The 13,257-nt window shown below is 71.4% G+C and carries 15 protein-coding genes; 10 read left to right on the top strand and 5 right to left on the bottom strand.

Annotation, left to right across the window (positions count from 1 at the left end):
* Window positions 1–640, top strand: a 640-nt coding sequence (locus Van01_RS00535) for an NAD(P)-dependent oxidoreductase (RefSeq protein WP_203997706.1), incomplete at its 5' end; no start/stop codon positions are given.
* A 188-nt stretch (window positions 641–828) separates the two neighbouring features.
* Complete coding sequence (locus tag Van01_RS00530; protein ID WP_239098792.1) at window positions 829–2,190, top strand: M20/M25/M40 family metallo-hydrolase; 1,362 nt, start codon at window positions 829–831, stop codon at window positions 2,188–2,190.
* Between the two features lie 40 nt (window positions 2,191–2,230).
* On the opposite strand, the gene Van01_RS00525 is transcribed toward Van01_RS00530, so the two are convergent.
* Window positions 2,231–2,695 (bottom strand): PPOX class F420-dependent oxidoreductase, encoded by a 465-nt coding sequence (locus tag Van01_RS00525; RefSeq protein ID WP_203997703.1) that lies wholly within the window; start codon window positions 2,693–2,695, stop codon window positions 2,231–2,233.
* 19 nt (window positions 2,696–2,714) lie between these two features.
* Window positions 2,715–3,344 carry a DUF6642 family protein gene (locus Van01_RS00520; protein WP_099852162.1) on the bottom strand — a complete coding sequence of 210 codons (630 nt, stop codon included), beginning with the start codon at window positions 3,342–3,344 and terminating at the stop codon, window positions 2,715–2,717.
* 301 nt (window positions 3,345–3,645) lie between these two features.
* On the opposite strand from Van01_RS00520, the gene Van01_RS00515 reads away from it, so the two are divergent.
* Window positions 3,646–4,434: a D-Ala-D-Ala carboxypeptidase family metallohydrolase gene (locus tag Van01_RS00515; protein WP_203997700.1), complete on the top strand. Its 789-nt coding sequence runs from the start codon at window positions 3,646–3,648 to the stop codon at window positions 4,432–4,434.
* 92 nt (window positions 4,435–4,526) lie between these two features.
* Here Van01_RS00515 and Van01_RS00510 read toward each other — a convergent pair whose 3' ends face one another.
* From Van01_RS00510 to Van01_RS00500, 3 genes are all read right to left on the bottom strand, one after another.
* Window positions 4,527–5,060, bottom strand: a complete 534-nt coding sequence (locus Van01_RS00510; RefSeq protein WP_203997697.1) for a hypothetical protein — start codon at window positions 5,058–5,060, stop codon at window positions 4,527–4,529.
* A 91-nt stretch (window positions 5,061–5,151) separates the two neighbouring features.
* Window positions 5,152–5,832: a response regulator gene (locus tag Van01_RS00505; RefSeq protein ID WP_373306188.1), complete on the bottom strand. Its 681-nt coding sequence runs from the start codon at window positions 5,830–5,832 to the stop codon at window positions 5,152–5,154.
* On the bottom strand, window positions 5,829–7,073 hold the full coding sequence (locus Van01_RS00500; protein ID WP_203997691.1) for a sensor histidine kinase: 1,245 nt from the start codon (window positions 7,071–7,073) through the stop codon (window positions 5,829–5,831). Before Van01_RS00500 ends, Van01_RS00505 begins: the two co-directional genes overlap by 4 nt.
* 134 nt (window positions 7,074–7,207) lie before the next feature.
* On the opposite strand from Van01_RS00500, the gene Van01_RS00495 reads away from it, so the two are divergent.
* The 7 genes from Van01_RS00495 to Van01_RS00465 all read left to right on the top strand — a co-directional run bounded on the left by Van01_RS00495 (window position 7,208) and on the right by Van01_RS00465 (window position 13,212).
* Window positions 7,208–8,140: an ABC transporter ATP-binding protein gene (locus tag Van01_RS00495; RefSeq protein WP_203997688.1), complete on the top strand. Its 933-nt coding sequence runs from the start codon at window positions 7,208–7,210 to the stop codon at window positions 8,138–8,140.
* Complete coding sequence (locus Van01_RS00490; protein ID WP_203997683.1) at window positions 8,137–8,925, top strand: ABC transporter permease subunit; 789 nt, start codon at window positions 8,137–8,139, stop codon at window positions 8,923–8,925. The genes Van01_RS00495 and Van01_RS00490 overlap by 4 nt, the downstream gene beginning before the upstream one ends.
* Window positions 8,922–9,623, top strand: a complete 702-nt coding sequence (locus Van01_RS00485; protein WP_203997680.1) for a YqeB family protein — start codon at window positions 8,922–8,924, stop codon at window positions 9,621–9,623. The genes Van01_RS00490 and Van01_RS00485 overlap by 4 nt, the downstream gene beginning before the upstream one ends.
* Before the next feature lie 115 nt (window positions 9,624–9,738).
* Window positions 9,739–10,635 (top strand): ABC transporter ATP-binding protein, encoded by an 897-nt coding sequence (locus Van01_RS00480; protein WP_203997677.1) that lies wholly within the window; start codon window positions 9,739–9,741, stop codon window positions 10,633–10,635.
* Window positions 10,632–11,381 (top strand): ABC transporter permease, encoded by a 750-nt coding sequence (locus Van01_RS00475; RefSeq protein ID WP_203997674.1) that lies wholly within the window; start codon window positions 10,632–10,634, stop codon window positions 11,379–11,381. The genes Van01_RS00480 and Van01_RS00475 overlap by 4 nt, the downstream gene beginning before the upstream one ends.
* A gap of 23 nt (window positions 11,382–11,404) precedes the next feature.
* Complete coding sequence (locus Van01_RS00470) at window positions 11,405–12,559, top strand: sensor histidine kinase (RefSeq protein WP_203997671.1); 1,155 nt, start codon at window positions 11,405–11,407, stop codon at window positions 12,557–12,559.
* Window positions 12,556–13,212 (top strand): response regulator, encoded by a 657-nt coding sequence (locus tag Van01_RS00465; RefSeq protein WP_203997668.1) that lies wholly within the window; start codon window positions 12,556–12,558, stop codon window positions 13,210–13,212. Before Van01_RS00470 ends, Van01_RS00465 begins: the two co-directional genes overlap by 4 nt.
* The last annotated feature ends 45 nt before the right edge of the window (window positions 13,213–13,257 follow it).

Raw genomic sequence — 13,257 nt, 5'->3', positions numbered from 1 at the left:
TGATGTCGTCGTGTTCGGTGCGGGCGGCACCGCGGGTTCCCGGATCGCCAGGGAGGCGTTCAACCGTGGGCACCGGGTGGTGGCCGCGGTACGTCGCCCCGAGGCGGACACGCCGTACCTGCCGGCCGGGATCCGGGTGGTGACCGGGGACGCGACAAGTGAGCGCAGCGTGCGGGAGCTGGCGCCGGAGGCGGACGCGCTGGTGCTGGCGATCGGCGGCGGCGGCCGTACGCTCTGGTCCGACGCGGCCCGGGCCGTGCTCGACGCGTTGCGCGGGATGCCGGCCGCGCCCCGGGTGATCCACGTGGGCGGCGGTGCCACCCTGCTCACCTCGGCGGGTACCCGACTGCTGGACGACCCGGACTTCCCCGACGAGTACCGCGATTCCGCGCTGGGGCAGGCGGAGGCCCTGGATGTCTACCGCTCCTCGGCCGACGGGGTGACCTGGACCTACCTTTCGCCGCCGCCACTGGAGTTCCACCCGGGCGAGCGCACCGGCCGATACCGCACCGGCACCGACCAGCCGGTTACCGACGCGCAGGGCCGCAGCGTGCTGAGCTACGAGGATCTGGCGGTCGCGGTGGTCGACGAGATCGAGCACGGGCGCTTCCGGAACATGCGTTTCACCGCCGGGTACTGATCTCTGATCTTGAGCAGCGGCAGCTCACCGGATAGATTCGAGTCTCTGTGATCCGGGCGTCACACCCCTGACGCGCGGGTCGGACCTCGAATCAGGAGGGCGCCGTCTTGGCTTCGCTCGACGACACCGTGACATCCCCGCACGAATCGTCCCGCTCCACCGGATCAGGATCGCTCAACAGGCGACGGATGCTGACCGTCGCCCTCGGTGGCGCCGCCACCGTGGCGCTGCCCGCCCCCACCTGGGCGGCCGACGGCCAGCGCCCGGGCACCCACCGGCCCCCGGCCCTCACCCCGCAGGACCGGGTCGTCGTGGCGCAGCTGTCGGCGCGGCGCGCCCTGCACCACCTGAAGGTGCTCTCCGAGGACATCGGCCCCCGCATCGGCGGCACCGACTCGGAGCGGCGGGCGGCGCACTACATCGCCGGCCAGCTCGACAAGCTGCGCTACGACACCACCCTGCAACCCTTCCCGGTGGCCGACAAGTTCCTCGCCCAGCTCAGCTCGCCGTCCCGGCTGCCCCGGGACCTGAACTGGCAGGCCGGGGCGAGCGGGCAGGCCGCCCTGGACACCAGGGTCACCGCCCCGGTGGTCGATGTCGGCGCGGGTACGCCCGGCGACTACCCGGCCGACGTCACCGGCCGGATCGTGCTCGTCGACTATGTCGCGGCCCAGCGCGAGCAGCTCGCCGCGACCGCCGTGGCGGCTGGCGCGGCGGCTGTGGTCTTCCTCCCGGCCGACCTGGTGGAGCCGCGCCGGGCATCGGCGTTCTCCCCCACGCTGCCCGGTTCCGCCGCCGCGCCGCTGCCCATCCCGGTCGTCGGGGTGGCCCAGGCGCAGAAGCACCGGCTCCGGGCGCTGCTCGCCGCCGGTCCGCTCACCCTGACCATCACCACCACCGCCCACCGGGGGCTGACCTCGCACAACGTGCTGGCTGAGCGACGCGGCCGGGCGGGCAGCGACGGTCCGGTCGTCATGGTCAGCGCCCACTACGACTCGGTCATCGGCGCGCCGGGCGCCAACGACGACGGCTCGGGCACCGTGCTCTGCCTGGAACTGGCCCGGGTCCTGAAGGCGGTGCCGATGAACGCCACGCTGCGGTTCGCCCTCTGGGGGTCGGAGGAGCAGGGGCTCATCGGTTCCCGCTACTACGTGGCCCAGCTTCCCCAGCCCGAGCGGGACCGGATCCTCGCCGTCTACCAGAACGACATGGTCGCCACCAGCTGGGATCCGGCGACCCGGTACTGGCTGTTGTCGTTCACCGGCGAGAGCAACAGGGCCACCGACGAGGTGGCCGGCGCCGCCCGGCGGCTCGGCTACGAACCGCAGATCTCGCCTGTCACCCAGCGCGGTGCCAGCGACCACCAGTCGTTCCAGGAGGTCGGCATCGCCAGCGCGAACTTCTCCTGGCGGGGTGAGGAGTCACCGGCGCTGCTGGAACCGCCCTACCACAGCCCGGAGGACACCATCGCCAAGAACATCAGCCTGGAGCGGCTCCAGGTGTCGATGGAACTGATCGGCTGCGCCACGTACGCGACAGCCCGACGCTGACCCGGGGCGGGGCGCGGCAGTTCGTCGCGCCCCGCCCGCGTCAGTCGGCCAGCCGGGCCGGGAAGCCGCCTGTCGCGATCGGCCCCCACCCGGTGATGGTGACCCTGATCAACGACTTGCCCTGTCGCCGCATCGCCTGCCGGTACTCGTCCCAGTCCGGGTGCTCACCGGAGATGGCCCGGAAGTACTCCACAAGTGGTTCGAGGGCTTCGGGCAGGTCGAGCACCTCGGCGTGCCCGTCGATCTGCACCCACGGGCCGTTCCAGTCGTCGGAGAGCACACAGGCCGACACCTGTGGGTCGCGGCGGATGTTGGCGACCTTGGCGCGCTCCGGATAGCTGGAGACCACCAGCCGCCCGTCGGCGTCCACCCCGGCGGTGACGGGTGAGGACTGCGGCCGGCCGTCGGCGCGGGTGGTCATCAGCACCACCCGGTGCCGGTGGCGGAGGAAGTCGAGAAGTTCGTCCCGGTCCACCCGGGTGTTACGAGCGATCGTGGGTGACATCGCTCGTTTGTATCAGCTCTCAGGCGTGCTGGCCGGCGGACGGCTGGCTGGGTACGCGGGGGCGCAGCGACGGTCGCCAGGCCCGACCGTTGGCGTAGATGATCCGGAAACCCAGGTACGACGCGAGCGGCGCCCAGTGCGCCGAGCCCATCCGCAGCTCGGCGGCGTTGTGCCGGCGGCCGTTGGCGAGCACGTCGAGCAGCACGGTCTCGAACGCCGCCGACTCGACCCAGTCCACCTCGCGGGTGAAGCCACAGATCAACGCGGCACCTGTGACGTCGAGGAACTCCCGCAGCACCGACTCGGGGGCGCGCAGCACCGAACAACTGCCGAAGTAGAGGCGTCGCCCCTCGCAGCGCCCGGCCATCAACTCGGCCACCTCGGTGAGTTCCACCGAGTGCCAGTCGGTGAGGCACAGCCGATTCGGTTCGCCGTGCATGGCGAAGAAGCCGAGGCGGTGGTCGGCGTACTGCTTCAGCAGCCAACGGTCGATGAAGTAGAAGAGTTCGTCACGGGTGGCCGCGTCCTTGTGGATGAAGCGAACCTTGCCCAGCCGTTCGAGCAGTTCCAGGGTGGGCAGCACGGATCCGCGCTCGTTGAGATCCCGGTGCCACTGACCCTCGACACAGAAGATGCCACCGCGAGCCACGCCCACCTCCCCGTCGTCGCCCGAGTGACGTTACCGGGCCGGCCAAGCCGGAGAACATCACCCTCCGTGTCACAGGTTGCGACTTTCCGCGCCGAAATGGCTTCTCTACGCCGCCGAACCGCCGATTGCCCGATTCGCAAACAGTCCTAATTCCCAGGCAATGCTCAGGTACGGCGAATTGTGAGGACAATTCTCGTTAATCGCCTCCAATCGGCTGCTCGGGTGCGAGGGTGGATCCACGGGACGGCCCGGTCGAAGTCCCGGATGCCACCCCATCCGCTCTCCTATCGGGAGGACTTCTGTGCGCGTACACACCTTGAAACGGGCAGCCGTCGCCCTCGCCCTGGCGCTGCCGGGCGCCGCGATCGCCTCGGTGGTCGCCGCGCCAGCGGCCCATGCCGACGGCTGCTACACCTGGAACCGCAACCTCTACCAGGGGCGCTCCGGCAGCGACGTGCGTGAGTTGCAACTACGGATAGCCGGCTGGGCCGGCAACAACAACGTCGTGGAACTCGACGGGCGGTACGGTCCGAAGACCGCAGCCGCGGTTCGTCGCTTCCAGGCCGCGTACGGCATCAAAGTCGACGGGGTCGCCGGCCCCCAGACCTTCCGGAAGCTGTACCAGATCCAGGACAACAACTGCACGCCCCGGCACTTCGCCTACCGCGAGATGGACGACGGCTGCGGCGGCAGCGGCTGGGACGGCGGCCCGCTGAGCACCACGCAGACCCGCCAGAACGCGCTACGCACCATGTGGAAGCTGGAGGCACTGCGCAAGAGCCTCGGCGACGACCCGTTGATCGTGACGAGCGGGTTCCGTAGCCGCAACTGCAACAGCCGGGTCGGCGGTGCGTCGGACAGCCAGCACCTCTACGGCAACGCGGCCGACCTCATCTCGAACGACAAGTCGCTGTGCCAGATCGCCCGCCAGGCACGTAACCACGGCTTCAGCGGCATCATCGGGCCCGGCGTCTCCGGCCACAACAGCCACGTCCACGTGGACTCGCGGCGGGAGAACAACCAGGACCGCAGTGCGAACAACACCTACTGGGCGGCGCCCAGCTGCGGAATCCCGGCCGGGAACCGCTGAGCGCACGGCTCATCGCGACGCCGGCCCGGGCGCGGGCGGGGAATGACCGCGCGCTCCGGGCCGGCGTCGTACCGCCGGCGGGCGAGCCCCTCTCAGCTCGCCCGCGGCCAGCGCGGCGCGGTGGCGGGGGGTGCCACCGGCCGGCCGGAGCCGGGTGCCCGGACCCCGGTACGCGCTGCCGGGGCGGCCACCCGGGGTGCCGGTCCACGACCCGGGTAACCGGCAGCGCGGTCGGGTCGTACCGGAAGACCGGCGGACCGCGACGGGTATCCGGCGGCACGGTCGGTGCCCGCCGGACGTGCGGCGGGGGTACGTCCCGCCGACGGCCCGTTGATCAGGAACGGGAACGGCACGTGCACGAACGGATTGCCGTGCCGGATCAGGGCGTCGAGCTGTCGCTCGTTGAGCCCGTGGTTCAGCAGTACCTGCCGACCCCACCGATGCAGCCGGCAGGGGAACCGGGCGCCGTCGTTGCGGCACAGCGCCCCGGACGGCCACTCCTCGGCCGCGTGCACGACCACCGCCCGGACGGCCAGCCGGACGTCCTCAGGTGTCAACGGCGTCGGGACCGGCAACTCGCCCAGAATCTGATCGATGGGATCCGTCGACTGCTCATCAACTCGCACGGCAGACCTCCCGCAGCTCCGGTAGCGGTGCGCTTGAGCACCGCACCTCGGGCAGTGGTACGGCCGTCGAAGCGGGATGGTTCAAACGGTTTCAGACCAGTCCGGCGTCGTGTACGAGCAGGGCCACCTGCACCCGGTTGTTGAGTCCGAGCCGGGTCAGCAGTCGCGAGACGTACGCCTTGACGGTGGCCACGCTCATGTACAGCTCGGCGGCGATCTCGGCGTTGGTACGACCCATACCCAGGGCGACCGCGACCGCCCGTTCCCGCTCGGTGAGGTTGCCGATCAGCCGCGCGGCCCGTTCCCGACGTGGGTCGGCCGCCGGCCCCGCCGTGACGTGCTCGATGAGGGTCCGGGTGACGGTCGGCGACAGGGTCGCCTCGCCGGCCGCCACCCGCCGCACCGCCCGCACGATCTCCACAGGTGGGGTGTCCTTCAGCAGGAACCCGCCGGCACCGGCCCGCAGCGCCCGCAGCACGTGCTCGTCGGCGTCGAAGGTGGTGAGCACCAGCACCTCCGGCGGCTGGGGCAGCGCACGCAGCGCCTCGGTGGCGGCCAGCCCGTCCAGCCGGGGCATCCGGATGTCCATCAGCACCACGTCCGGCCGGCACGCGGCCACGGCCTGGACGACCTCGGTGCCGTCCGCCGCCTCGCCCACCACCCTCAGGTCGGGCGTACCGCCGAGGATCATCGACAGCCCGGCGCGGACCAGCGCGTCGTCGTCCACGATCAGGATCCGTACCGGACGATCCTCGCCCGCCGGGTCGGTCATGTCGCTGGCCACGGCAGCCACGCGGCCAGCCGGAAGTCGCCCCGCTCGTCGCAGCCGTGCTCCAACCGGCCACCGGCGAGGCTCACCCGTTCGGCGATGCCGACGAGGCCGGTACCGGAACCCGGGATGCCCGTGCCGGGCAGCTCACCCACCGGCCTACGGTTGCGGATCTCCACCCGTAGCCCGTCCCCCGGCGCCCCGCTGAGGCCGACGGTGACGGCGGCGCCGTAGGCGTGCTTGCGGGCGTTCGTCAGCCCCTCCTGCACGATGCGGTACACGCTGCGCCCCACGGCCACCGGCAGCCGGTCCGGCGCGGAGACCTGCTGCCGCAGGTCGACCCGGATCCCGGCCGCCTGGGACTCGGCGATCAGGGCGGGCAGGTCGTCGAGGGTCGGCTGGGGGCGTTCCGGGTCGTCGGAGAGCGAGGTCTCGGCGCGCAGTACGCCGATCACCTCGCGCAGGTCCTGGAGGGCGGCGTGCGCGCTGCCCCGGATCACCCCGGCCGCCCGGGCCACCTCCTGGGCGGGCGCGTCGGGGCGGAACTCCAGCGCCCCGGCGTGCAGGCTGAGCAGCGAGATTCGGTGGGCGAGCACGTCGTGCATCTCCCGGGCGATGCGGGTGCGCTCCAACTGCCGGGCCTGGGCGACGCGTAGCTGCTGCTCGGCCTCGGCCCGTTCGGCGCGCTCGCGCAACGACAGCACCAGTTGCCGGCGCGCCCGCACGAACATCCCCCAGGCCAGCACCAGCAGGGTGATCACCACACCCCAGAGGGTGGAGACCCAGTACGGGCTGCCGGGTTCGGGACGCAGCAGGGCGAAGAATAGGTTCGTGAACAGACCGCCGGCGGTGACGGCCAGGGCGACAGCCGTCCGGCGGTTCACCACCACGGTGAAAAAGATGATCAACAGCGGGGCGACGGACGCCATCGAGAACAGCCCCAACGGCAGCGTCACCACTGCCACCCCCACCGGCCAGCGACGCCGCAACCAGAGCGCCGCCGTACAGGCCAGGCCGAGGTACGCGTCCGCGACGACCATCCAGTCGTGGGGCAGCCGTTCGGCGAGCGCCGGGCTCGGGACGGCGGCGTCGAAGCTGGCCAGCACCACCCAGGCCAGGGAGGCCAGGAACACGAAAGAGTCGACGAGCCAGTCGCGGGTGGTACGCCGGGACCGGCGGCCCACCCCAGGGCCCAGCGCCCCGGGCAGCAGACCCGGGTGATCGAGGACGACGGCGCTGGTCACAGGCGCAATGGTAGGCAGCCCATCGGGCACCGGACCAGCTACCAAAGTCGAGACCTCGGCGTCGACCTTTGTCGGTGCGGGGCCAGCCCGATGGCCGCTGCGGACGGCCGGCCGGCTCGGACACGCTGGCAGCCATGATCGCCGTACATCAGCTCACCAGACGGTACGGACGGCACACCGCCGTGGAGGACGTGTCGTTCCACTGCGAGCCGGGCACCGTCACCGGTTTCCTGGGGCCCAACGGGGCCGGCAAGTCCACCACGATGCGAATGATCTGCGGGCTCACCCCGCCGACCTCCGGTACGGCGACAGTCGACGGTCGCCCGTACCGGCACCTGCCCAACCCGGGCCGGATCGTCGGGGTGCTCCTGGACGCCTCCGCCCAGCACGCCGGGCGGACCGGCCGGGAGGCGCTGACCGTAGCCGCGGCCACGATGGGTGTCGATCGGCGTCGGGTGGGTGAGGTGCTCGACCGGGTGGGGCTGGGCCCGGCGGCGGCCCGGCGGCGGGTGCGGGCGTACTCGCTGGGCATGCGTCAGCGGCTCGGCCTGGCACACGCGCTGCTGGGTGATCCCCGGGTGCTGGTCCTGGACGAGCCGGCCAACGGCCTGGACCCGGAAGGCATCTTCTGGATGCGTGGCCTGCTCCGGGACTTCGCCGACCGGGGCGGCACCGTGCTGCTCTCCTCCCACCTGCTGCGCGAGGTGGAGGCGGTCGCGGACCGGCTGGTGGTCATCGGGGGCGGCCGGATCGTGGCCCAGGGCGGCAAGGACGAACTGCTGGCCGGTGCCGGCACTGTGGTGCGGGCCCGCGACGGTGCGGCGCTGCGGGCCGCGTTGCAGCGGGCCGGCCTGACGGTGAGCGAGGGCTCCGAGGGCCTGCTTGTCGGTGCCGACACCGACGCGGTCGGCGAGGTCGCCCGGACCGCCGGGGTGGCTCTCAGCGAGCTACGTCCGGCCGGCGGCGGCGGCCTGGAACAACTGTTCCTCACCCTGACCGCCACCGCACCGGGCCCTGTCACGCACTCCACCACCAGCGCCGAACCGACCGGGGAGGTCGTCCGATGACCACAGTCAGCACCGCACCAGAGGTCACCCCGGGTCACCGCCCGAGCGAACACCTACCGTCGCTGGCCCGGCTGACCGCCGTGGAGCTGCGCAAGCTCGTCGACACCCGGGCCGGCCGCTGGTTGCTGATCACCATCGGCCTGATCAGCGCCGTGATCGTCTTGCTCCTCCTGGTGTACGCCGAAGCGCCGGAACAGAACTTCACGATCTTCTTCACCACCGCCCTGCTGCCGATCGGGGTGCTCCTTCCGGTGCTCGGCATCCTGTCGATCACCAGTGAGTGGTCCCAGCGCACCGCACTCACCACGTTCGCCCTGGTGCCGCGGCGGGAACGGGTGATCACCGCCAAACTCGTCGCGGTGGTGCTGGCGGCGCTCGGGGCGGTGCTGAGCAGCCTGGCGTTCGCCGCCGTCGGCACCGCGATCGCCGGTGCCACGGGTGGCGCGGGCACCTGGCGGATCGAGGCGGCCCTGGTGGCGCACGCCGTGGTGTTCCAGGTGGCGAGCGTGCTGATGGGCGCCGGGTTCGGGCTGCTGCTGTTGAACACTCCGTTGGCCATCGTGAGCTACCTGGTACTGCCGATCATCTGGTCGATCGTCGGGGAACTGGTCCGGCCGCTGAACCGCGCGGCCGAGTGGCTGGACACCGGGCGGACCATGGAGCCGCTGTTCACGGCCGAGGTGACCGCCGGGCAGTGGCAGCGACTGGTGGTGTCACTGCTGCTCTGGTTGGTCGTGCCGGTGGTCGCCGGTATGGTCCGCACCATGCGGCGGGAGGTGGCGTGAGGGCGTACGGGTCGCCGACGGTGGTCAGCGGTGGCAGCACCGAACTTGTCGTGCTCTGGGTCGGCATTCCGCTGGTGGGCGGCGCGCTCGGTGGGTTGCTGGTGGCCGGGGCGGGCTGGGTCGCCGACCTGCCCTGGGCTCCGGTGCAGGGCCTGTTCCGAGCGGTCGACGGCCTGCCGGACAGGTACGCGCTACCCGGTGGGGTGGGGGTGGGCATCCTGGTCGGGCTGGTGATCGCCGCCATCGGCACCGCCGAGCGGGTACGCGTGACAGTGTCCGGCACCGGCGTGCGGCTGCGCGAGGGCAGCGCCGAACGGGAGATCGAACGGCGCGACACCCGAGCGGTCTACCTGGACGGCAAGCACCTGGTGCTGCTCGACGCGGACGACGCCGAGCTGGCCCGGCAGACCAACGACCTACCGGCCAAGGAACTGGCCGAAGCCTTCCGGGAGCACGGTTGGCCGTGGACGGAGACGGACCCGCACCGCGAGGCGTACCGGCTCTGGGTGCCCGACCTGCCCGGCCTGCCGGCGGGAGCGGACGCGCTGCTGCGGGCCCGACGGGAGGCGCTGACGCACGACCGGGGCGGCGAGGCCAGGGAGTTGCGCGCCGAGCTGGCCCGCTACGGGGTGGTGGTCCGCGACGACAGCAAGCGACAGCACGTCCGGCTCACCCGCCGCGCCGCACTGCCCGACTGACCCGGCCGGCAGTGTCCGTGCCGGCCTGCCGGTGGTACCGGAGTACCACTGTCGGCCGGAAAGTGTCGACTGCGGTACCACGAACCTGACGCTTGGCGCACCTAGCGTTGCGACCATGATTCAGATACGTGAAGTAACCAAGCGGTACGGCGCGAAGACGGTCGTCGACCGCCTGTCGTTCACCGCGAAGCCCGGACAGGTCACCGGCTTCCTCGGCCCCAACGGGGCCGGCAAGTCGACGACCATGCGGATGGTGGTCGGCCTCGACGCGCCGAGCTCCGGCGACGTGCTGGTCAACGGTAAGCCGTACGCGTCGTCGAAGGCGCCGCTGCGCGAGATCGGCGTGCTGCTCGAAGCCAAGGCCGCGCACCCCGGCCGGACGGCGGTCAGCCACCTGCTGTCCCTGGCCCGTACGCACGGCATCCCGCGCTCGCGCGTCGATGAGGTGCTCGGCCTGGCCGGTCTCTCGGCCGTCGCCCACAAGCGGGTCGGCGCTTTCTCCCTCGGCATGGGCCAGCGGCTCGGCATCGCCGCCGCCCTGCTCGGTGACCCGGCCGTGGTGATGCTCGACGAGCCGGTCAACGGTCTCGACCCGGAGGGGGTCCTCTGGGTGCGCAAGCTGCTCACCGGTCTGGCCGCCGAGGGCCGCACCGTGATGTTGTCCTCGCACCTGATGAGCGAGGTGTCGCTGATCGCGGACCATCTGGTCATCGTGGGCCGGGGCAGGCTGCTGGCCGACACCACCGTTGCCGACTTCGTGGCGGCCGAGGGTGTCCGGGTCGTCACTCCCGCCCCTGACGCCCTGCGCACGACGATTGCCGGCCCGGGTGTCACGGTCACCTCGACCGGTGCGGAGGAACTGCTCGTCGCCGGCGCCTCCGCCCGCGTGATCGGGCTGGCCGCGGCCGCCCGCGGCATCCCGCTGTTCGAACTGACCCCGCAGAACGCCTCACTCGAAGAGGCGTTCATGGACCTGACCCGCGACGCTGTCGAATACGAGGCCTCCCGATGAAGATCACTCCTGGTGGCGTCGTCGCCGCCGAATGGACCAAGTTCTCCTCGCTGCGCTCCACCTGGATCACGACCGGCATATCCGTCTTCCTCCTGATCGCCTTCGGCATGATCGCCTCGGCTTCCTTCTCGGGCGACAACCTGACCTCGATCGACCTGGCCCTGTCCGGCAGCGCCCTGGCCGCGCTGTCCGTCGGCGTGCTCGGCGCGCTGCTGGGCGCCGGCGAATACACCACAGGCATGATCCGGGCGACCCTCGCCACGGTGCCGCGCCGGTTGCCGGTGCTCTGGTCGAAGAGCCTCGTGGCGGGGTCGGCCGCCTTCGTCACGATGACAGCCGGCGCCTTCGCCGCTTTCGTGGCGGGGTCGGCCGTGCTCAACGCCGAGATCGGTGCTCTGGACCTCGGCGACGACGGCGTGCTGCGGGCACTGCTCGGCGCTGGCCTCTATCTCGGCCTGGTCGCGGTGCTCGGGGTCGCGCTCGGCATGCTCGTCCGCTCCAGCGCCGGCGCCATCGCGATCCTGGCCGGCCTGCTGCTGATCGTGCCCGGGCTGGCCGCTCTGCTGCCGGACTCGATCTCCGAGGCCATCACCCCGTACCTGCCCAGCAACGCCGGCAGCGCCGTGATGACGCTTACCCACTCCGACGCCACCCTGGCCCCGTGGACCGGCCTCGCGGTCTTCGCCGGGTACGTGGTCGTGACGCTCGCCGCGACGGCGTACCGGCTGAAGACGACCGACGCGTGAGCGGGTAGAGGGAGAATCCGGTGATGAGTAGCCAGGGGTGGCTGGTGGACCGACAGGCACGGTTACGAGCCTTCGACCGTCGCCGCCCGTGGGTGATGGACACCCTGGTGGCCGTCCCGATCGTGCTCTTCAGCATCCCCAACATCATCGAGAATCCCCTCTCGGCGACGATCGCGACCCTGGCTCTGCTACCGCCGCTGTACTGGCGACGGCGGTACCCGTTCCCGGCGTTCCTGGTCACCGCGGCCATCGATCTGACAGAGGGACTGCTGGGCGTCGGTGTCGGTGCCGGAGTGATCCTGCTCGTGATGCTGTTCGGCGTGGCCTCCAGAGGTTCGTGGCGGGCGCTGGCCTGGGCCTCGGGGATCACCCTCGCGCTGCTGGTCGCCCAGATCTATCTGATCAATCCGGTCACGGAGAACCGCACCATCACGCTGTTCCTGGTGATCGGCACCTCAGCTGCCGCGGTCGCGTCCGGCATCGCGGTGCGCACCCGCCGGGCGTACCTCATCGCTCTCGAGGACCGCGCCGCCCGCCTGGAGGTCGAGCGGGATCAGCGGGCCCGCCTCGCCGTCGCCGAGGAGCGAGCCCGGGTGGCCCGCGAGATGCACGACATCGTCGGCCATCACGTCTCGGTCATCGTGGGTCTGGCCGACGGCGGTGCCGCGCTCGCGACCTCGCGGGCTGAGCAGTCCGCCGAACCGCTCCGGTTGATCGGTGACACCGGCCGGCAGGCGCTGTCCGAGCTACGCCGGGTGCTGGGCGTGCTGCGCGAAGAAGACACCGATCCGCAACTGAGCCCGCAGCCGGGCATCGACGATCTCGACCGGCTGCTGCCGAGCGTGCGGGCGGCCGGGCTGCCGGTCACCTACTCGACCTCGGGCGAGCTGCACACCCTCGGCCGAGGCGTGCAGCTCGCGGTCTACCGCATCGTGCAGGAGGCGCTCACCAACACCCTCAAACACGCGGGAAGCGGCGCGACCGCGGACGTCACTCTCGCTGCCTCCGGTGGAGAGGTACGGGTACGGGTACGCGACAACGGCCGTGGCGGACCCGCTGCCCCGAGCCACGGCCTGCTCGGCATGCGGGAACGCGCCGCCATGTACAGCGGGGTGGTGACCGCCGGCCCGACCGAGCACGGCTGGCTCGTCGACGTAGTCCTCAAGGAGCCTGCATGACCACCGTCCTGATCGCCGACGACCAGCAGCTGCAACGGATGGGCTTCAAGATGCTCCTCGACGGCACCCCCGGTGTCAGCGTGGTGGGCGAGGCCGCCAACGGCACCGAGGCAGTACGGAAAGTCGAGCAGACCCGGCCCGACGTGGTGCTGATGGACGTACGCATGCCCGGCATGGACGGCATCGAGGCCACCCGCCGCATCACTGCGGCCGGCTCCCGCACCCGCGTGCTGATCCTGACCACGTTCGACCTGGACGAATACGTGTACGCGGGACTGCGAGCCGGAGCGAGCGGCTTCCTCCTCAAGGACGCCCGCCCCGAGGAGCTGATCGCCGGCATCCGCGCCGTGGCGAGCGGAGACTCGGTGGTGGCCCCCAGCCTGACCCGCAAGCTGATGGATGCCTACCTCCAGAAACCGGCGTCGACCGTCCGTGCGGACCCTCGCCTCGCCACGCTCAGTGAGCGAGAGCGAGAGGTCCTCGAAGCGATCGGACAGGGCGCCACCAACACCGAGATCGCCGAACGCTTCACCCTCACCGAATCCACAGTGAAGAAGCATGTCGGGCGCGTCCTGGCCAAGATCGGGGCGCGAGACCGCATCCAGGCCGTCATCTTCGCGTACGACAACGGCCTGGTCGAACCACGTGCCTGAACGGGTTGCCGCGAACCGGCCGGCTCGCCGGGGGCGGGCACGACG

Origin of the sequence: Micromonospora andamanensis (assembly GCF_016863495.1) — a bacterium.
Taxonomy (GTDB): domain Bacteria; phylum Actinomycetota; class Actinomycetes; order Mycobacteriales; family Micromonosporaceae; genus Micromonospora; species Micromonospora andamanensis.
Note: the sequence above shows the minus strand (reverse complement) of the source record. Positions and strands in the feature narration are given on the sequence as shown.